Below are 17,756 nucleotides of genomic sequence, written 5' to 3'. Positions count from 1 at the left end.
TGACGATTCGGCTGAAAGTGCGAGGCCCAAAAAAGCGGCCGCGATCTCTTGTCAAGATCGCGGCCACAAGATGTTGTGGATTGCCCGGGTAAGGATTAGTACCGGTAGTGTTCGGCCTTGAACGGACCCTGCTGCTTGACGCCGATATAGGAGGCCTGTTCCTCCGAGAGCTCGGTCAGCTTGGCGCCGAGCTTGGCAAGATGCAGGCGCGCCACCTTCTCGTCGAGCTGCTTCGGCAGCACGTAAACTTCGTTCTTGTACTGCTCGCCCTTGGTGAAGAGCTCGATCTGCGCCAGAACCTGGTTGGAGAAGGATGCCGACATGACGAAGGACGGATGCCCGGTGGCGTTGCCGAGGTTGAGCAGGCGGCCTTCCGAAAGCAGGATGATGCGGTTGCCCTTCGGGAACTCGATCAGGTCGACCTGCGGCTTGACGTTCGTCCACTTCAGGTTCCGAAGCGCCGAGACCTGAATCTCGTTGTCGAAATGGCCGATATTGCCGACGATCGCCATGTCCTTCATCGCGCGCATGTGCTCGATGCGGATGACGTCCTTGTTGCCGGTGGTGGTGATGAAGATGTCGGCGGAGGATACCACGTCTTCGAGCTGGACGACTTCATAGCCGTCCATGGCCGCCTGGAGGGCGCAGATCGGGTCGACTTCCGTGACCTTGACGCGTGCGCCGGCGCCGCTGAGCGAGGCCGCCGAGCCCTTGCCGACGTCGCCGTAGCCGCAGACCACCGCGACCTTGCCGGCCATCATCACATCGGTGCCGCGGCGGATGCCGTCGACGAGCGATTCCTTGCAGCCGTACTTGTTGTCGAACTTCGACTTGGTGACGCTGTCGTTGACGTTGATCGCCGGGAAGGGCAGCAGGCCCTTGGCCTGGAGCTGGTAGAGGCGGTTGACGCCCGTCGTCGTCTCTTCGGTCACGCCCTTGATCGCGTCACGCTGCCTGGTGAACCAGCCGGGTGTCGCGGCGAGGCGCTTCTTGATCTGCGCGAAAAGGATCTCTTCCTCTTCGGAGCCCGGATTCGTCAGAATGTTCTCGCCGGCCTCGGCGCGGGCGCCGAGCAGGATGTACATGGTCGCGTCGCCGCCGTCGTCGAGAATCATGTTCGAGACGCCGCCATCGGCCCATTGGAAGATCTTGTCGGTGTAGGTCCAGTATTCCTCGAGCGTCTCGCCCTTGACGGCGAAGACGGGTACGCCGCTCGCGGCAATGGCGGCGGCAGCGTGATCCTGGGTCGAGAAGATGTTGCACGACGCCCAACGGACCTCGGCGCCGAGAGCAACCAGCGTCTCGATCAGCACGGCGGTCTGGATGGTCATGTGGAGCGAGCCGGTGATGCGGGCGCCCTTCAGCGGCTTCGATGCGCCGAACTCCTCACGGCAGGCCATCAGGCCCGGCATTTCCGTTTCGGCGATGGCGATTTCCTTGCGGCCGAAGTCGGCAAGCCCGATGTCGGCGACGATATAGTCCTGAGTTGCGCTCATGAAGTTCTCCAGGCTGATCCTAGGGCCGCGCGGCCACATGGCCGTTTGGCGGCATGACAGTGCCTCCCGCGATCGCGGGCAGCGTGCCTTCGGTCTATCAGGAAACCCCGTGAAGGGCAACCGACATATAAAGAGGTCTTTATATGTTTATATCGGTCACATCTCTTCGCCGAACCTGTCGCGCACCAGCCTATCCAGCGCGTTGAGCGCTTCTTCGGCCTGAGCGCCGCTGGCGGTGACGAAGACCGAGCAGCCGGTGCTCGCCGCCAGCATCATCAGCCCCATGATCGAGGTCCCGCCGACGGTCATGCCGTCCTTGGAGACGGTGATCTCCGCGTCGAAGGTCTCGACGGTCTGCACGAATTTCGCAGAGGCACGCGCATGCAGGCCGCGTTTGTTGACGATGAGCAGTTCGCGCGTCAGAGCCGTGTCGGGGCGGTGGTCCATCATTTTCCACTCAGAACCCGGCTGGCGACGTTGATGTATTTGCGCCCCGCCTCGGAGGCTTCCACCAGCGCCTTGTCCATGTCGCTTTCACCGCGCACGCCTGCGAGCTTGATCAGCATCGGCAGGTTGACGCCGGCGATGACCTCGACGCTGCCGCCGCGCATCACGGAAATGGCGAGATTGGAGGGGGTGCCGCCGAACATGTCCGTCAGGATGATGACGCCGTCGCCTTCATTGGCCTTTTCGACGGCATCGAGGATATCCTGACGCCGCTGATCCATGTCGTCCTCGGGGCCTATGCAGACGGTCTCGATAGCTTTTTGCGGACCGACGACATGCTCCAAAGCATGCCGAAACTCATCCGCCAGCTTGCCATGAGTGACAAGCACAAGTCCGATCATGGGTATCTTTGCTCCAACTGCATATGCAACTCGTTGATGGCCAGATATCGCAATGCAGCAATTTCGTCCACCTGTTGGGGGCGCCATCTTGGCAAGGAAAAGGCGAAGTGCAAGCCAAAAATGCCGAAAAAGCAGCCGCACTGCCTTCCGATAAGGCTAAAGTCCTAGATCAAGATGTTTTTAGGTCGGGGTCGACCTAAAAACATGAATGTGATCGATTCCTAGAAGTTGAGACGCGGGATGCGGGCGGAAAACCGCAAACACTTTTCCTCATCCCGCTCTAGATTTGGGGCAGAAGCGCGGCGAGCGCATCGACCGGGGACAGCGGCCCTTCAACGGGGAGGCGCAACAGCGGCAGACTTCGCCCGATCTCGAGCTGCAACTCCTCCTCCGGCGGCAGACGCGGATCGAAGGGCGCCCTGACCGGCATGATCGCCCAATCGAGAACACAGGCGGAGACGGTATCGACTTCCGCGATTCCGGATCCGCGGATTTCGATGAGCCCGCGAATGGCGGCAGGGCAGCGCGCGACGATGCGCCCGTTCTCGAGCGTCAGATCGACGCGGTCGTCCGCGACGAGCGCGGCGAAGCGGCCCCGGTGCCTCACTTCCGAAAGACAGGAAAGCGCGAGCGCCGACTTGCCCGAGCCGGAAGGCCCTGTGATCAGCAGCCCGGTCGTGCCGAGAACGATCGCGGTCCCGTGGACATTGACGAAGGGCGCATTCACGGGTGCGGTCCGGCGGGCAGTGAGAGAACGAAGCGGGCGCCGCTGATGCGGCCGTCCTTGCCGGCGATGTTCTCGGCCCTGAGCGTTCCGCCATGCGCCTCGGCGATCTGGCGCGAGATCGAAAGGCCGAGTCCCGAGTTCTGGCCGAAGTCCTCGCCTTCCGGCCGGTCTGTGTAGAAGCGCTCGAAGATACGGTCGATGTCCTCCGCCTGGATGCCCGGGCCGTTGTCTTCGACATAGACGATGCACCTCGATCGCGACCGGGTCAGCCGGACGACGATGCGGCCGTTCTGCTCGGGGACGAAGGAGCGGGCGTTTTCGATCAGGTTCGTGATGATCTGGCCGATGCGCAGCTCGTAGCCGCTGACGATGAAGCTTGCGCGCGGATTGTCCTTGCGGTCGACGACGAAGTCGAGCAGCACCGGTTTCTTGCTGCCCCGGATCTGGCGTGAGATTTCGACGAGGTCGCCGAGCAGCTTTTCGAGGTCGACCTTCTTCGCGTCGGCGCGGGCAAGCTCCGCATCCAGGCGCGAGGCGTCGGAGATATCGCTGATCAGCCGGTCGAGGCGTCGCACGTCGTGCTGGATGACGTCCATCAGCCGCTTCTTCGATTCCTCGTTGCGCGCGAGCGGCAAGGTTTCGACCGCGCTGCGAAGCGACGTCAGCGGGTTCTTGAGTTCGTGGCTCACATCGGCGGCGAAATTCTCGATCGCCGCGATGCGGTCGTAGAGCGCCGTCGTCATCTCCCGGAGCGCCACGGAAAGATTGCCGATTTCGTCCTGGCGGGATGAGAAGTCCGGGATCTCCTCCCGTTCCTTGGCGCCGCCGCGGCGCACGCGGATGGCCGCGGCCGAAAGCCGCCGCAGCGGGTTGGCGATCGTCGACGAGAGAAGCAGCGAGAGGATGACGTTGACCAGTGCCGCCACGCCGAAGACGCGGATGATCGCCAGCCGTTCCGCATGGACGATCTTGTCGATGTCGCCGGCCTGGGTGGAGAGGAGGAGCACGCCGAGGACCGCGCGGAAGCGCTGTACCGGAACGGCCACCGAAACGATCAGCTCGCCCTTCTCGGTCACGCGCACCACGGCGCCGCGCACGCCGGTCAGGGCGTTCATCACCTCCGGATAGATCGAGCCGTTGCCGCCGGGCGGCTCCTTGTAGAGCGGCAGGTCGCCCGGCTGCAGCAGCCGGTTGAACCAGGTGCCGAACTCATCGGCGAGGCTCGGACTTTCCGGATCGACCGGCGGCAGGTCGAAACGAAGCACCTGTCCGCCGCTATAGAGGTGGCGCGAATCGAGCAGCAGGTCGGCATCGGCGTCGAAGAGGCGCGCGCGCGTGCGTGTCGGCGAGATCAGTCTTCTCAAGACCGGCGCCACGCGCTCCTGAATGATCGGGAATTCGAGGTCTTCGTCGCTCGGCAGCGGTGTGATGCTTTCGCCGGCCTGCAATTCGAGCAGCTTTTCCGGATCGATGGTGATCGAATTGGTGTCCACCGAGGCGGAGGCCGAGATGGCGCCGGCGATGATCTCGCCCTGCGTCAGAAGGCTCTCCACCCGGGCGTCGATCAGACCTTCCCGGAACTGGTTGAGATACATGATCCCGCCGACGAGGACCACGAGCGCCACCAGGTTGAAGAAGACGATGCGCCGCGTGAGGCTCGAGAAGACCGCATTGCCGAACAGGCGCCGGATCAGCGTAAAGGGATGCGCCCATCGCCGCTGCCCGCGCAGCGTCGATGCCCGTCCTTCCGCTTCTTCGATATCGCCCTGCAAGACTTCTACCAAGTCTCCCGCTCCCGCGATTCGACGTTCGCTACTGCCCGCGTCGCCTGTCGCATTCGCCCGTTTCCGCGATGCCCTACGCCAGCCGGCGCTGCTGCGCAAGCGCTACAGCGCCGCGCGTCTTATTAGACGCGCAAAGGTCACTGTAGCACTTTGATCTGCTGCATGTTTTTGCCCTTTAATCGGATGCGATTAAAGGAAACATGCAGTAGAGCGGGATGAGGAAAACTGTGTGCGGTTTTCCGCCCGCATCCCGCTAACTTCTTAGTCGATCACGTTCATGTTTTTAGGTCCACCCGACCTAAAAACATCGTGATCCAGCAAGGGGGGCACGGGCGCAACGGCGCTGGCCACGAGTGATCCGCAATCCGCCGGCTCGCTCCCTCAGGCCGTCTCGCGGAAGCGATAGCCGACGCCGTAGAGCGTCTCGATCATGTCGAAGTCGTTGTCGACCATCTTGAACTTCTTGCGAAGCCGCTTGATGTGGCTGTCGATCGTGCGGTCGTCCACATAGACCTGTTCGTCGTAGGCGGCATCCATCAGCGCGTCGCGGCTCTTCACCACGCCGGGTCGCTGCGCCAGTGCGTGCAGGATGAGGAACTCCGTGACGGTCAGCGTGACGGACTCGTTCTTCCAGGTGCAGGTATGCCGCTCCTGGTCCATGACGAGCTGTCCCCGTTCGAGCGAGCGGGAAGGCGTGTCGGCATTCTTCGCCGGTCCGGTGCCCCCGGCCGCGGCCTCCCGGTTGGCCGCGCGACGCAGGATCGCCTTGACGCGCTCCACCAGGAGGCGCTGTGAGAAGGGCTTGGTGATGAAGTCGTCGGCGCCCATCTTCAGACCGAAGAGCTCGTCGATCTCCTCGTCCTTGGACGTCAGAAAGATGACGGGCAGGTCGGACTTCTGTCTCAGCCGCCGCAACAGCTCCATGCCGTCCATGCGGGGCATCTTGATGTCGAAGATAGCGAGCTGCGGCGGACGCGCCAGCAGACCCTCCAGCGCCGATGCGCCGTCCGTATAGGTTTCGACCTTGTAGCCCTCGGCTTCCAGCGCGATGGACACGGACGTCAGGATGTTGCGGTCGTCATCGACAAGCGCGATGGTCTGCATCTTATTCTACTCCGTTTCGAGGCCCGGTTGCCGAGACGCTTCGAGATACGTTGCAAGAATCGCGGCAACCGCGAGTCACGGCCGCGTTACTTGAGTATAAAGGTGGAACAAATTGTGGCGAAGCGCAAAAGCACCTGATCCGGTTTCCCCGCAATTGGCCTCGCAGGTGGGTTTCCGGAAGCTGCGATTCAACCGATTAAAAAATGCATATTTTTCTTTAAATCGATTAATATACTGAATTCATTATCCTTTTAGAATTGGCTATCTTGTCTTGGGTCAGCCTTGCCGGTATGTTCCGACGAAATTCAACGCCAATGGCCAAACACGAAGGAAGCTTGACCATGGATGAGCTCGGCAGCCGCAATCCCTCTATCGGACTGGAATCGATCGGATTTTCCGACCTCTCGGTCGTCCGCTACAACTTCGAGGCGGCGCAGCTTTACGAAGAAGCCCTGGCTCGCGGTGAAGCCGAACTGACGGCCCATGGCGCGCTTTGCGCCCGCACCGGCCAGCACACGGGCCGCTCGCCCAAGGACAAGTATGTCGTGCGCGACGCCAACACGGCCGACCAGATCTGGTGGGACAACAACAGCGCGATTTCGCCGGAGCATTTCGAGGTTCTTCGTCGGGACATGCTCGCGCATGCAAAGGGCATGTCGCTCTATGTCCAGGACCTCGTCGGCGGTGCCGACCCGGAGAACGCGCTGCCGACGCGCGTCGTTACCGAGTTCGCCTGGCACTCGCTGTTCATCCGCAATCTGTTGATCCGCCCGGAGCGCGAGGCGCTTCCGTCTTTTCAGCCGAAGCTCACGATCATCGACCTGCCGAGCTTCAAGGCCGATCCCGCACGCCACGGCTGCCGCAGCGAGACGGTCATCGCCTGCGACCTGACCAACGGCCTCGTGCTGATCGGCGGTACTTCCTATGCGGGCGAGATGAAGAAGTCGGTTTTCACCGTTCTCAATTACCTGCTGCCCGAGAAGTCGGTGATGCCGATGCACTGCTCGGCCAATGTCGGGCCCGCCGGGGACACGGCGATCTTCTTCGGCCTCTCGGGCACCGGCAAGACGACGCTCTCCGCCGATCCGAACCGTACCCTGATCGGTGACGACGAGCACGGCTGGAGCGAAAAGGGCGTCTTCAATTTCGAAGGCGGCTGCTATGCCAAGGCGATCCGCCTTTCGGAAGCGGCCGAGCCCGAGATCTTTGCGACGACGCGCCGCTTCGGTACCGTGATGGAGAACGTCGTCCTCGACGAGCGGCGCCTTCCTGACTTCGACGACGGCTCGCTGACGGAGAACACCCGCTGCGCCTATCCGCTGCACTTCATTCCGAACGCCAGCAAGACCGGCACGGCGCCGCAGCCGCGCACGATCATCATGCTGACGGCGGACGCCTTCGGGGTTCTGCCGCCGATCGCCAAGCTGACGCCGGAACAGGCCATGTATCACTTCCTCTCCGGCTACACCGCCAAGGTCGCCGGCACCGAAAAGGGCGTGACGGAGCCGGAGGCGACTTTCTCGACCTGCTTCGGCGCACCCTTCATGCCGCGCCATCCGTCCGAATACGGCAATCTTCTCAAGGACCTCATCGCCAGGAACGGCGTCACCTGCTGGCTCGTCAACACCGGCTGGACCGGCGGCGCCTTTGGCACGGGAAGCCGCATGCCGATCAAGGTGACGCGCGCACTTCTTTCGGCAGCGCTCGACGGCTCGCTGAACAACGCCTCGTTCCGTACGGATGCGAATTTCGGCTTCGCGGTGCCGGTGTCGGTACCGGGCGTCGAGGCCGGCATTCTCGACCCGCGCTCGACCTGGGCGGATGGCGTGGCTTACGACACCCAGGCACGGCGCCTCGTCGACATGTTCATTGCCAACTTCGCCAAGTTCGAGCGCCATGTCGACGGCAGCGTGCGCGACGCAGCCCCGGGCGCGAGGGTGGCCGCCGAATAAACCGGTCTCTTGCCATGATTCACGTGAAACCCGGCTGCCTGCGGCCGGGTTTGCATTTGCGGCTGGTTTTCAGGCATGCGATAGAACGGCCGAGGAAGAACCATGGCAAGCGAACCGCTTTACATCAACGAAAACATCGTGATCGCCGGATGGGAGCTCACGGAGCAATTCGTGCTGGCCGGCGGCCCGGGCGGGCAGAACGTCAACAAGGTCTCGACGGCCGTCCAGCTTTTCTTCGACGTGCAGGCTTCGCCGTCCCTGCCGGAGCGCGTCAAGGCCAATGCCTTGAAGCTGGCCGGACGGCGCGCCTCGAAGGAGGGCGTCCTGATGATCGAAGCCAATCGCTTCCGCAGTCAGGAACGCAACCGCGAGGACGCCCGCGAGCGGCTGAAGGAACTGATCCTGAAGGCGGCGGAACCGCCGCCCCCGCCGCGCAGGAAGACGAAGCCGACGCGCGGTTCGATCGAGCGCCGGCTGAAGGAAAAATCCGGCCGTTCCGAAGTCAAGAAGCTGCGCGGCCGCCCCGCCGGCGACTGAGCGCGCGAAAGTTGTGTTCGCTCCTCTTGTCTTTTTCCCGCAATCGCCCTCTCTTATTGGATAGTCTGCGGAAGAGGAGGCAATCATGGGTTTGTTCAGTTTCATCAAGAACGCGGGAAAGAAGCTCGGGATTGGCGGCGACGACACGCCGCCGGATGCGGCGAGTGTCGAAAAGGAGCTCGCTTCCCATGATCTCGGCACGAAGGACGTCAAGGTCGATGTCGTGGATGACAAGGTCGTACTGAAGGGTGTCGTACGGGACCAGTCCACCTTCGAGAAGGCGGTCGTGGCGGTCGGCAATACGCTCGGCATATCCAAGGTCGAGGCATCCGAGCTCAAGGTCGCCGACGGCGCGGCCGCGCCGGCCGAGGCGAAGGCCCCGGTCTTCCACACAGTGAAGAAGGGGGACAATCTCTGGAAGATCGCCGAGGCGCATTACGGCAAGGGCAAGGGCGCCAAGCACACCGCGATCTTCGAAGCCAATAAGCCCATGCTCACCCATCCCGACAAGATCTATCCGGGGCAGGTGCTGCGCATCCCGGATCTGGATGCCGGCTGAACGAAGGCCGTTTCGGGTCGATCCCGACCCCGGTGAGCGCTATGTACCTGTCATCTCCCGCCGGATCTGCTGACGGGAGGATTCGATCGATACCGCATGACAGGATGCCGCCAATGCTTGTGCTGCCGAAAGGGGTGAGACACATTCCCGGTTTCCTCGACCGTTCGCGCCAGGAGGAACTGGTCGAGGCCGTCCGCGCCGTCGTGGCGGAGGCTCCGCTCTTCGCGCCCGCAATGCCGAAGACCGGCAAACCCATGTCCGTGCGCATGACCAATTGCGGCGCGCTCGGCTGGGTCACCGACCGGGAGCACGGCTACCGCTACCAGGCCACGCATCCGGTCACCGGCAAGCCGTGGCCGCCGATACCGGGCATGCTGCAGGACATCTGGAATGCCGTGGCCGGAAGCGACAAGTCCCCCGAGGCCTGCCTCGTGAATTTCTACTCGGCAGAGGCACGCATGGGGCTCCACCAGGACCGGGACGAGCGCGATCTCGAGACCGCCGTCGTTTCGATCTCGCTCGGCGACGACTGCCTCTTCCGCGTCGGCGGCCGCACGCGCGGCGGACAGACCGTGTCTTTCAGGCTCGAAAGCGGCGACGTCGTCGTGCTCGGCGGCGAAGGACGCCTCGCCTTTCACGGCGTCGACCGCATCTATCCGAACACGTCGACGCTCCTGAGAAGCGGCGGCCGGCTCAATCTAACGCTGCGACGGGTCAATCCTTGAGGTCGCGATGTCCGCAAAAGGCCCCTCCCCAACCCCTCCCCACAACTACGGCATGCACATATCTCCTGTTGTCCAGCCCTTCGCGGACTTACTCTGGAGTGGCGGCATCTGTATTTCCAGCAGTGGCGAGGCTTGCGGATGGGTCCTTGGGATCAAACCCGTATGCGCTAACATTGGCATTAGCGGTCACCCGCCCCTCATCCGCCTGCCGGCACCTTCTCCCCGCAGGCGGGGAGAAGGGACAAGCGGCGCCAACTGAACCCCGCATTCACCGCCCGCCCGAGGGAGCGAGCGGGCGCGGCATATCCCTTCTCCCCGCCTGCGGGGAGAAGGTGGCGGCAGCCGGTTGAGGGGCAATCCCGACCGAGCGGGGTTGAGGCGGTTGGGTTCCCGAGGGATCCCCTTCATGAGCAGTATCCGCCGCACCGGCGCGCAAGAGATATGTGCATGCCGTAGCTCCCCACAAGGGGCCACAAGGGGGAGGGGTTGGGGAGGGGTCTTCCCAAAACACGATCACCTCGCTCAGAGCTTCCTGAGCGCCACCGTCTGCGTCAGGTGGTTGGGACCCTTCTGCAGGATGAGATCGGCGCGCGGCCGCGTCGGCAGGATGTTCTGATGCAGGTTCTTCAGGTTGATATTGTGCCAGAGGCCCTCGGCGATCGCGCGCGCCGCATCCTCGCTGATCGTGGCATAGCGATGGAAGAAGGACTGCGGGTTCTGGAACGCGGTTTCGCGCAGTCGCATGAAGCGGTTCACGTACCAGCTGTGGATCAGACTCTCCTCGGCATCGATATAGATCGAAAAGTCGAAGAAATCGGAGACCATCGGCACGATCTTGCCGTCGGCCGGCAGATCGCGCGACTGCAGTACGTTTATCCCTTCGAAAATCAGGATGTCCGGCCGGTCGATCACCTGGAACTGATCGGGGATCACGTCATAGGTCAGGTGCGAATAGGTCGGTGCCTTGACGTTCGGCCGGCCCGCCTTGATCGCAGAGAGGAATCTGAGCAGCGCACCGATATCGTAGCTCGCTGGAAAACCCTTGCGGTCCATCAGGTTTTCCCGCTGGAGAACCGCATTCGGATAAAGAAAGCCGTCTGTGGTGACGAGGTCGACCTTCGGGCTCGAGGGCCAGCGCGCGAGAAGCTCGGCAAGGATGCGCGCGGTCGTCGACTTGCCGACGGCTACCGAGCCGGCGACGCCGATGACGAAGGGCGTCTTCGTCTCGTTCGACATGCTGAGGAAGCGCGTGCGCTGCCTGAAGAGGATCTGCGACGCCTCCACATGGGCCGAGAGGAGCCGTGAGAGCGAGAGATAGATCCGTCGCACCTCGTCGAGATCGACCGGATCGTTGAGAGAGCGCAGGCGCTGCACCTCGTCGGCCGTCAGCGTCAGCGGCGTGTCGGCGCGAAAGCGCGACCATTCCTCCGCGGAGAAGACGTGATAGGGCGAATATTCGCCCCCCTGGAGATTTCCCGGAATGTCGGCCGGTTCGATGTCTTTCGCGGCGATGCTCATGGATTCTGCCGGTTCGCTTTTTCCTGCAGGCCGGATTGGCTCGTCCGCCTGGCCAGTTCGCTCATCACATCCTGCAACGGGACGGCGGCGATATTCAATACGACCATAAGATGATAGAGGAGATCGGCACTCTCATCGACCAGATTCTTCCGGTCCTCGCCGATCGCGGCGATGACCGTTTCCACCGCCTCCTCGCCGAGCTTCTTGGCAGCCTTCGTCTGCCCGGCCGCCACCAGCTTGGCGGTCCAGGACTCCTCTGGCGCCGCCCGGGCGCGGGTCGCCACGATCTTCTCCAGGTCGGAAAGGGTGAAGTCGGTCATTGTCGGATCCCTTCGGTCTTATGCGGCATACGCGTTCACCCATCTGGCCTGCATCGTTACTGTCTCAATCAAGCCGCATGGCGATGCCGTGCTTGGCCATGTGGCGCTTCGCCTCGCCGATGCTGTAGGTGCCGAAGTGGAAAATCGAGGCGGCGAGCACTGCAGTCGCATGGCCGTCGCGGATGCCCTCGACCATGTGGTCGAGCGTGCCGACGCCGCCGGAGGCGATGACGGGAGCGCGTACCGCATCGGCGATCGCCCGTGTCAGGCTGATGTCGTAGCCGCTCTTCGTACCGTCGCGGTCCATGGAGGTGAGAAGGATTTCGCCGGCGCCGAGATCGACGACCTTCCGCGCAAATTCGATCGCGTCGATGCCTGTCGGCTGCCGCCCGCCATGGGTGAATATCTCCCAACGGTCCGCCTCACCTTGCGCCGAGACTTTCTTGGCGTCGATCGCGACGACGATGCACTGGTCGCCGAATTTGTCGGCGGCTTCCGCGACGAATTCCGGATTCTTCACCGCCGCCGTGTTGATCGACACCTTGTCGGCGCCGGCAAGCAGGAGCTTGCGGATGTCCGCTACCTGGCGCACGCCGCCGCCGACGGTGAGCGGCATGAAGCATTGCTCCGCGGTGCGGGCGACGACGTCGAAGATCGTTTCGCGATTGTCGGAGGAGGCGGTGATGTCGAGGAAGCAGAGCTCGTCGGCCCCGGCCGCGTCATAGGCGCGTGCCGCCTCCACCGGGTCCCCGGCGTCGATCAGATCGACGAAGTTCACGCCCTTGACGACACGGCCGTCCTTCACATCGAGACAGGGGATTACACGGGCTTTAAGGGTCATAACTTCCCCTTTCTTGCTTCGCGGATCAGATCCAGGGCTTCCTTCGGATCGATGCGCCCGTCATAGAGCGCCCGGCCGGAAATCGCGCCTTCGAGCTTTTGCGCATCCGGTTCGGTCATGCGGCGGATGTCGTCCATCGAGGCGAGGCCGCCCGAGGCGATGACCGGGATCGAAACCGCGTCCGCGAGTTCGAGCGTCGAAGCCCAGTTGATGCCGGTCAGGATGCCGTCACGGTCGATGTCCGTATAGATGATCGCCGCGACGCCCGCGCCCTCGAACTTCCTGGCGAGTTCGACCACGCCGAGCTCGGAGGCTTCCGCCCAGCCCTCGACGGCGACCTTGCCGCCCTTCGCATCGATGCCGACGGCGACCCGTCCCGGGAACTTGCTGCAGGCTTCGATCACCAGGGCCGGATCGCGCACCGCGACGGTGCCGAGGATCACGCGCTTCAGCCCGCGCGAAAGCCAGTTCTCGATATGCTCCAGCGTGCGGATGCCGCCGCCGAGCTGCACGGGGTTCTTCGTCGCCTTGAGGATGGCGTCGACCGCCGCGCCGTTGACGGTCTCCCCGGCAAAGGCGCCGTTCAGGTCGACCACGTGCAGCCATTCGAAACCCTGCTCCTCGAAGGCGCGCGCCTGGGCGGCCGGGTCGGGATTATAGACCGTCGCCTGCTCCATGTCGCCGAGCTTCAGGCGCACGCATTGCCCGTCCTTGAGGTCGATCGCGGGAAAGAGAATCATTTGTTCGTCCGATCAGAAATGACGCGGCAGCCTCAGGGCTTCCAGCGCAGGAAATTCGAAATGAGGGCAAGGCCGAGTGCCTGGCTCTTTTCCGGATGGAACTGCGAGCCCGCCTTGTTGTCGCGTGCGACGAAGGCCGTCACCGGGCCGCCATAGCCCGCCTCGGCCACCACGTCTTCGGCACGCTCCGCCGCGAGGTGGTAGGAATGGACGAAATAGGCGTGCAGACCGTTCTCGCCGGTCGGAATGCCGTTCAAGAGCGGGTGCGGGCGCTTGAGATCAAGCGTGTTCCAGCCGATCTGGGGGATCTTGAGCGAGGGGTCCCCGGGCGTCATCTCGACGACATCGCCGGCGATCCAGCCGAAACCTTTCGTCACCGTCTTTTCGAGTCCGCGGGACGACATGAGCTGCATGCCGACGCAGATGCCGAAGAAGGGGCGGCCGGTTTTCTCGACCGCCTCCGTCAGCGCTTCCTCCATGCCCTCCACGGCGGCGAGGCCGCGGCGGCAATCGGCATAGGCGCCGACGCCCGGCAGCACGATGCGATCGGCCGTGGCCACCCGTTCCGGCCTGTCGGTGAGATCGATTTCGGCCGCGATGCCCGCCTCGCGGGCGGCGCGCTCGAAGGCCTTCGTAGCCGAGCGCAGATTGCCCGACCCGTAGTCAATGATGGCGACCCGCATCAGCGCTCTCCATAGGATTCAAAGAAGCCGAGCCCGGCGGCAGCGCCCGGCCGTCCCGTGGCGGACCGGTCGGCCGGCATGGGAGCCGCATGTCCTTCACGGGCGGACGGCTCGGCGTTCGAGTAATAGATTTCTTCGGCCGTCTCGAGATCGCGTGCCGGAACGACCGAACGAAACGTCCAGTCGCGTGCGGAGAGCTTGCGGGCGACGAGAAGCGGTCCTTCGAGCGACACGATGAGACCGAGCGCCAGATGGATGAGCAGCGCTGCGCTGAAGCCGCCGGGCATCGTTGCCGCAAGAAGCAACAGGAACTGCAGAACGGAAACGAAGATTCCGATGAGCCACGCGCGTTTGACGATGAGCCACGGACCGGGGAAGAAGAAGGCGGCCCAGGAGAATCCGTCGGCGATGAACCGCGCCCTTTCGTCATCGGCCGGTGCGCCGGGCGGGGTCATGATCAGGTAGGAGGCCATGGTCTTTAAACCAGATACTGGCCGGCTCAGGCGAGCGTCCCCTTGGTCGAGGGGACGCGTCCCGCCTGGCGCGGATCGATTTCGGTTGCCGTGCGGAGCACGCGGGCGACGGACTTGAAGCAGGTCTCGGCGACATGATGGTTGTTGGCGCCGTAGATGTTCTGCACATGCAGCGTGATGCCGGCATGCTGGGCGAGCGCCTGGAAGAATTCGCGCACGAGTTCGGTGTCGAAGGTGCCGATCTTCGGCGACGTGAAGGTCACGTTCCAGACGAGGAAGGGCCGGCCGGAGACGTCGACGGCGGCGCGCGTCATCGTCTCGTCCATGGCGAGGTCGATGGAGGCATAGCGGGTGATGCCGCGGCGATCGCCGAGCGCCTTGGCCAGCGCCTGGCCGATGGCGATGCCCGTGTCCTCGACCGTGTGGTGATCATCGACATGGAGGTCGCCCTCCGCCTTGATCTCCATGTCGATCAGCGAATGGCGCGAGAGCTGGTCCAGCATATGGTCGAAGAAGCCGACGCCGGTCGCGATCTTCGATACGCCCGTTCCGTCGACATTGACCGAGACGGATATGGCGGTTTCATTCGTCTTTCGCGAAACTTGGCCGGTGCGGCTCGGCGTCACGTCTGCCATCAGGCTCTCCTGTCTGCACTCTCCGATGACTTTGGGCCAGCCGGGCTATCGGAGCAACATCGTTTTCGGGCGTTGCGGAGAGGGGCGAAATACCGCCTTCGCTCTCCGCATTCCGTCACAGAGCCGCTCCTTATCAGGGGAGGCATGAAATATCCAGAACTGCGACGGAGATTCGGCCCGCCGCGGCGACGTGAAAACGAAAGGCGCCCGGACGGGGGTTCGCACATTTGCAATCGCGCGGCTGCGACTTACATAGGCCTCAAGCAACCAGGCTCATTCGAGCCGCATCCCCCCGGCTTCCCGGGCCCAAAGGTACTTTCATGAGCGAACACAATCCTTACGGAACGATGCATGCGACCACCATCATCACGGTGCGCAAGGGCGGCAAAGTGGTTATGGCGGGCGATGGCCAGGTGAGCCTCGGCCAGACGGTTATGAAGGGCAATGCCCGCAAGGTCCGCCGCCTGTCGAAGGGCGACGTGATTGCAGGCTTCGCCGGCGCGACGGCGGACGCCTTCACGCTTCTGGAACGGCTGGAGGCGAAGCTCGAGCAATATCCCGACCAGCTGATGCGCGCGGCCGTAGAGCTCGCCAAGGACTGGCGTACCAACAAGTATCTGCGCAATCTTGAGGCGATGATGCTGGTTGCCGACCGGACGGTAACGCTGGCGATCACCGGCAACGGCGACGTTCTCGAGCCCGAGCACGGGACGATCGCCATCGGGTCGGGCGGCAACTATGCTTTTGCCGCGGCACGGGCGCTCATGGACAGCGACAAGTCGGCCGAGGAGATCGCCCGCCGCGCGCTGGAAATCGCCGGCGACATCTGCGTCTACACCAACCACAACGTCGTCGTGGAGACGCTGGATGCGGAATGAGCCGGCAGAGGTCAGCTTCGAGCCGGTGGCCGAGGGGCACCTGCCGATGCTCCTTGCCTGGCTTTCCGAGCCGCATGTCCGGCAGTGGTGGGGCGATCCCGATGTGGAACTCGGGCTGATACGGGACGGTTGTGCGAAGGGTGAGGTCGACGGTTTCGTCTTTCGTGTGAAGGGGGAGCCGGCCGGCTATATCCAGTCCTGGGTCCCGTCGGAATATGACGAGGAGCCCTGGGCCAAGGACCTGTCGGGCGACACGCCCGGCGTCGACATCTTCATCGGCCCGCCCGAAATGACAGGCAAAGGCGTCGCCGCCATGGCGCTCAGAGCCTTTGCCGCAAGACTGTTCGAAAGCGGCGCCGCGCGCATCGTCATCGACCCCGACGCCGGCAACCGCCGCGCCGTCCGAGCCTATGCGAAGGCCGGTTTCGTACCTTTTGGCGAATGGATAGACGAGTCCGGTCGAACCCTCCTGATGGAGCTCAAGCGGACGGAATTTGAGAGGAATCGATGAGCAACTTTTCACCCAGGGAAATCGTGTCGGAGCTCGACCGCTACATCATCGGACAGAAGGACGCGAAGCGCGCGGTTGCCATTGCGCTGCGCAACCGCTGGCGCCGTCAGCAGCTCGACGACGAGCTGCGCGACGAGGTCATGCCCAAGAATATCCTGATGATCGGTCCGACCGGCGTCGGCAAGACGGAGATTTCCCGTCGTCTCGCCAAGCTCGCCGGCGCGCCCTTCGTCAAGGTGGAGGCAACGAAATTCACGGAAGTCGGCTATGTGGGCCGCGACGTGGAGCAGATCGTGCGCGATCTCGTGGAGGTCGGCATCAGCCTCGTGCGGGAGAAAAGGCGCGCCGAAGTGAAGGCGAAGGCTCATCAGAACGCCGAGGAGCGCGTTCTCGACGCGCTGGTCGGCACCACCGCCTCGCCGGCAACCCGTGATTCCTTCCGCAAGAAGCTGCGCGGCAACGAACTCGACGACAAGGAGATCGAGGTCGATGTCGCCGAAACCGGTTCGCCCGGCGGCGCCTTCGAGATCCCGGGAATGCCGGGCGCCAACATCGGCGTCCTCAACCTCTCGGAAATGTTCGGCAAGGCACTCGGCGGCAGGACCAAGAAGGTCAAGACGACGGTCAAGGACTCCTATGCGCTCCTGGTCAACGACGAGTCCGACAAGCTGCTCGACAACGAGCAGATCCAGCGAGAGGCGGTGGCGGCGGCGGAAAACGACGGCATCGTCTTCCTCGACGAGATCGACAAGATCGCCACCCGCGAAGGCGGCATCGGTGCCGGCGTGTCGCGCGAAGGCGTGCAGCGCGACCTCCTGCCGCTGGTCGAAGGCACGACTGTGGCGACGAAATACGGGCCGGTGAAGACCGATCACATCCTCTTCATCGCCTCCGGCGCGTTCCACGTCGCCAAACCGTCGGATCTTTTGCCGGAGCTGCAGGGGCGCCTGCCGATCCGCGTCGAGCTTCGGGCCCTCACCAAGGAGGATTTCCGCCGCATCCTGACCGAGACGGAGGCGAGCCTCATCCGCCAGTACAAGGCGCTGCTCGAGACCGAGGGTGTTGCCCTCGACTTCACCGAGGACGCGATCGATGCGCTGGCGGAGGTCGCGGTCCAGCTCAACGCCAATGTCGAGAACATCGGCGCGCGTCGCCTGCAGACCGTGATGGAGCGGGTGCTCGACGACGTCTCCTTCAACGCGCCCGATCGGGGCGGCCAGGGCGTCACGATCGACGCCGAGTACGTTCGCCGGCATGTCGGCGATCTCGCGGCCAATACCGACCTGTCGCGCTATATCCTCTGACGCGATCCTCTGACCCGGCACGGCGCCGGGAGCAGCCGATCACCGAATTGTGGGGCGCCTGTCACTCGACAGGCGCCTTCATTTTTTCTAGACCGATCAGAGCCGTTGAGAATTAAGGCAT

Annotated in this window: 20 protein-coding genes; 7 read left to right on the top strand and 13 right to left on the bottom strand. The window is 63.5% G+C overall.

Going from position 1 to position 17,756, the window contains the following annotated elements; all coding sequences use genetic code 11:
- Positions 1–95 precede the first annotated feature (95 nt).
- The 6 genes from ahcY to chvI all read right to left on the bottom strand — a co-directional run bounded on the left by ahcY (position 96) and on the right by chvI (position 5,959).
- A complete protein-coding gene (ahcY, locus tag M1D43_RS13350; protein WP_003532016.1) occupies positions 96–1,496 on the bottom strand; it encodes an adenosylhomocysteinase in 1,401 nt (466 codons plus the stop codon).
- A 156-nt stretch (positions 1,497–1,652) separates the two neighbouring features.
- Positions 1,653–1,946 carry an HPr family phosphocarrier protein gene (locus M1D43_RS13345; protein ID WP_013844956.1) on the bottom strand — a complete coding sequence of 98 codons (294 nt, stop codon included), beginning with the start codon at positions 1,944–1,946 and terminating at the stop codon, positions 1,653–1,655.
- Positions 1,943–2,344 carry a PTS sugar transporter subunit IIA gene (locus M1D43_RS13340; protein WP_003532013.1) on the bottom strand — a complete coding sequence of 134 codons (402 nt, stop codon included), beginning with the start codon at positions 2,342–2,344 and terminating at the stop codon, positions 1,943–1,945. The genes M1D43_RS13345 and M1D43_RS13340 overlap by 4 nt, the downstream gene beginning before the upstream one ends.
- A gap of 280 nt (positions 2,345–2,624) precedes the next feature.
- A complete protein-coding gene (locus M1D43_RS13335) occupies positions 2,625–3,071 on the bottom strand; it encodes an HPr kinase/phosphorylase (RefSeq protein WP_127597760.1) in 447 nt (148 codons plus the stop codon).
- Complete coding sequence (gene chvG, locus M1D43_RS13330; protein WP_215624655.1) at positions 3,068–4,801, bottom strand: sensor histidine kinase; 1,734 nt, start codon at positions 4,799–4,801, stop codon at positions 3,068–3,070. Before chvG ends, M1D43_RS13335 begins: the two co-directional genes overlap by 4 nt.
- A gap of 435 nt (positions 4,802–5,236) precedes the next feature.
- Positions 5,237–5,959 carry a two-component system response regulator ChvI gene (gene chvI / locus M1D43_RS13325; RefSeq protein ID WP_003531999.1) on the bottom strand — a complete coding sequence of 241 codons (723 nt, stop codon included), beginning with the start codon at positions 5,957–5,959 and terminating at the stop codon, positions 5,237–5,239.
- A gap of 341 nt (positions 5,960–6,300) precedes the next feature.
- Here chvI and M1D43_RS13320 point away from each other — a divergent pair, with 341 nt between their 5' ends.
- The 4 genes from M1D43_RS13320 to M1D43_RS13305 all read left to right on the top strand — a co-directional run bounded on the left by M1D43_RS13320 (position 6,301) and on the right by M1D43_RS13305 (position 9,732).
- Positions 6,301–7,911 carry a phosphoenolpyruvate carboxykinase gene (locus M1D43_RS13320; RefSeq protein ID WP_028011701.1) on the top strand — a complete coding sequence of 537 codons (1,611 nt, stop codon included), beginning with the start codon at positions 6,301–6,303 and terminating at the stop codon, positions 7,909–7,911.
- A 102-nt stretch (positions 7,912–8,013) separates the two neighbouring features.
- Positions 8,014–8,448, top strand: a complete 435-nt coding sequence (gene arfB / locus M1D43_RS13315) for an alternative ribosome rescue aminoacyl-tRNA hydrolase ArfB (protein WP_003531995.1) — start codon at positions 8,014–8,016, stop codon at positions 8,446–8,448.
- A gap of 85 nt (positions 8,449–8,533) precedes the next feature.
- Positions 8,534–9,007 carry a peptidoglycan-binding protein LysM gene (gene lysM, locus M1D43_RS13310; protein WP_028011702.1) on the top strand — a complete coding sequence of 158 codons (474 nt, stop codon included), beginning with the start codon at positions 8,534–8,536 and terminating at the stop codon, positions 9,005–9,007.
- 113 nt (positions 9,008–9,120) lie between these two features.
- Positions 9,121–9,732, top strand: coding sequence for an alpha-ketoglutarate-dependent dioxygenase AlkB (locus M1D43_RS13305; protein ID WP_028011703.1), 612 nt, complete (start codon positions 9,121–9,123; stop codon positions 9,730–9,732).
- Between the two features lie 522 nt (positions 9,733–10,254).
- Here the strand turns inward: M1D43_RS13305 and coaA are convergent.
- The 7 genes from coaA to hisB all read right to left on the bottom strand — a co-directional run bounded on the left by coaA (position 10,255) and on the right by hisB (position 14,942).
- Positions 10,255–11,250, bottom strand: a complete 996-nt coding sequence (gene coaA / locus M1D43_RS13300; RefSeq protein WP_003531992.1) for a type I pantothenate kinase — start codon at positions 11,248–11,250, stop codon at positions 10,255–10,257.
- Entirely contained in the window at positions 11,247–11,570 is a 324-nt protein-coding gene (locus M1D43_RS13295) for a phosphoribosyl-ATP diphosphatase (protein ID WP_003531991.1), read from the bottom strand. The genes coaA and M1D43_RS13295 overlap by 4 nt, the downstream gene beginning before the upstream one ends.
- Positions 11,571–11,634: 64 nt before the next feature.
- Positions 11,635–12,411, bottom strand: a complete 777-nt coding sequence (hisF, locus tag M1D43_RS13290; protein ID WP_010968318.1) for an imidazole glycerol phosphate synthase subunit HisF — start codon at positions 12,409–12,411, stop codon at positions 11,635–11,637.
- On the bottom strand, positions 12,408–13,151 hold the full coding sequence (hisA, locus tag M1D43_RS13285; RefSeq protein WP_027992978.1) for a 1-(5-phosphoribosyl)-5-[(5-phosphoribosylamino)methylideneamino]imidazole-4-carboxamide isomerase: 744 nt from the start codon (positions 13,149–13,151) through the stop codon (positions 12,408–12,410). The genes hisF and hisA overlap by 4 nt, the downstream gene beginning before the upstream one ends.
- A 32-nt stretch (positions 13,152–13,183) precedes the next feature.
- Positions 13,184–13,834, bottom strand: coding sequence for an imidazole glycerol phosphate synthase subunit HisH (gene hisH / locus M1D43_RS13280; protein WP_153314024.1), 651 nt, complete (start codon positions 13,832–13,834; stop codon positions 13,184–13,186).
- Positions 13,834–14,307, bottom strand: a complete 474-nt coding sequence (locus M1D43_RS13275) for a DUF2628 domain-containing protein (protein WP_003531987.1) — start codon at positions 14,305–14,307, stop codon at positions 13,834–13,836. Before M1D43_RS13275 ends, hisH begins: the two co-directional genes overlap by 1 nt.
- A gap of 26 nt (positions 14,308–14,333) precedes the next feature.
- On the bottom strand, positions 14,334–14,942 hold the full coding sequence (gene hisB, locus M1D43_RS13270; RefSeq protein WP_003531981.1) for an imidazoleglycerol-phosphate dehydratase HisB: 609 nt from the start codon (positions 14,940–14,942) through the stop codon (positions 14,334–14,336).
- A 320-nt stretch (positions 14,943–15,262) separates the two neighbouring features.
- On the opposite strand from hisB, the gene hslV reads away from it, so the two are divergent.
- From hslV to hslU, 3 genes are read left to right on the top strand one after another with little or no spacing between them, the layout of a single operon-like run.
- Positions 15,263–15,820: an ATP-dependent protease subunit HslV gene (gene hslV, locus M1D43_RS13265; RefSeq protein ID WP_003531980.1), complete on the top strand. Its 558-nt coding sequence runs from the start codon at positions 15,263–15,265 to the stop codon at positions 15,818–15,820.
- Positions 15,810–16,331, top strand: coding sequence for a GNAT family N-acetyltransferase (locus M1D43_RS13260; RefSeq protein WP_013844959.1), 522 nt, complete (start codon positions 15,810–15,812; stop codon positions 16,329–16,331). The genes hslV and M1D43_RS13260 overlap by 11 nt, the downstream gene beginning before the upstream one ends.
- Positions 16,328–17,635 (top strand): ATP-dependent protease ATPase subunit HslU, encoded by a 1,308-nt coding sequence (hslU, locus tag M1D43_RS13255; protein ID WP_153314023.1) that lies wholly within the window; start codon positions 16,328–16,330, stop codon positions 17,633–17,635. Before M1D43_RS13260 ends, hslU begins: the two co-directional genes overlap by 4 nt.
- Positions 17,636–17,756: the final 121 nt, after the last annotated feature.

The organism is Ensifer sp. R1-3, assembly GCF_056739175.1.
Note: the sequence above shows the minus strand (reverse complement) of the source record. Positions and strands in the feature narration are given on the sequence as shown.

What these genes read in the sequence shown, in the direction of transcription:
- ahcY (WP_003532016.1), bottom strand. Translation starts at nt 1,496, where the DNA reads ATGAGCGCAACTCAGGACTATATCGTCGCCGACATCGGGCTTGCCGAC.
- M1D43_RS13345 (WP_013844956.1), bottom strand. Translation starts at nt 1,946, where the DNA reads ATGATGGACCACCGCCCCGACACGGCTCTGACGCGCGAACTGCTCATC.
- M1D43_RS13340 (WP_003532013.1), bottom strand. Translation starts at nt 2,344, where the DNA reads ATGATCGGACTTGTGCTTGTCACTCATGGCAAGCTGGCGGATGAGTTT.
- chvI (WP_003531999.1), bottom strand. Translation starts at nt 5,959, where the DNA reads ATGCAGACCATCGCGCTTGTCGATGACGACCGCAACATCCTGACGTCC.
- M1D43_RS13320 (WP_028011701.1), top strand. Translation starts at nt 6,301, where the DNA reads ATGGATGAGCTCGGCAGCCGCAATCCCTCTATCGGACTGGAATCGATC.
- arfB (WP_003531995.1), top strand. Translation starts at nt 8,014, where the DNA reads ATGGCAAGCGAACCGCTTTACATCAACGAAAACATCGTGATCGCCGGA.
- lysM (WP_028011702.1), top strand. Translation starts at nt 8,534, where the DNA reads ATGGGTTTGTTCAGTTTCATCAAGAACGCGGGAAAGAAGCTCGGGATT.
- M1D43_RS13305 (WP_028011703.1), top strand. Translation starts at nt 9,121, where the DNA reads ATGCTTGTGCTGCCGAAAGGGGTGAGACACATTCCCGGTTTCCTCGAC.
- coaA (WP_003531992.1), bottom strand. Translation starts at nt 11,250, where the DNA reads ATGAGCATCGCCGCGAAAGACATCGAACCGGCCGACATTCCGGGAAAT.
- M1D43_RS13295 (WP_003531991.1), bottom strand. Translation starts at nt 11,570, where the DNA reads ATGACCGACTTCACCCTTTCCGACCTGGAGAAGATCGTGGCGACCCGC.
- hisF (WP_010968318.1), bottom strand. Translation starts at nt 12,411, where the DNA reads ATGACCCTTAAAGCCCGTGTAATCCCCTGTCTCGATGTGAAGGACGGC.
- hisA (WP_027992978.1), bottom strand. Translation starts at nt 13,151, where the DNA reads ATGATTCTCTTTCCCGCGATCGACCTCAAGGACGGGCAATGCGTGCGC.
- hisH (WP_153314024.1), bottom strand. Translation starts at nt 13,834, where the DNA reads ATGCGGGTCGCCATCATTGACTACGGGTCGGGCAATCTGCGCTCGGCT.
- M1D43_RS13275 (WP_003531987.1), bottom strand. Translation starts at nt 14,307, where the DNA reads ATGGCCTCCTACCTGATCATGACCCCGCCCGGCGCACCGGCCGATGAC.
- hisB (WP_003531981.1), bottom strand. Translation starts at nt 14,942, where the DNA reads ATGGCAGACGTGACGCCGAGCCGCACCGGCCAAGTTTCGCGAAAGACG.
- hslV (WP_003531980.1), top strand. Translation starts at nt 15,263, where the DNA reads ATGAGCGAACACAATCCTTACGGAACGATGCATGCGACCACCATCATC.
- M1D43_RS13260 (WP_013844959.1), top strand. Translation starts at nt 15,810, where the DNA reads ATGCGGAATGAGCCGGCAGAGGTCAGCTTCGAGCCGGTGGCCGAGGGG.
- hslU (WP_153314023.1), top strand. Translation starts at nt 16,328, where the DNA reads ATGAGCAACTTTTCACCCAGGGAAATCGTGTCGGAGCTCGACCGCTAC.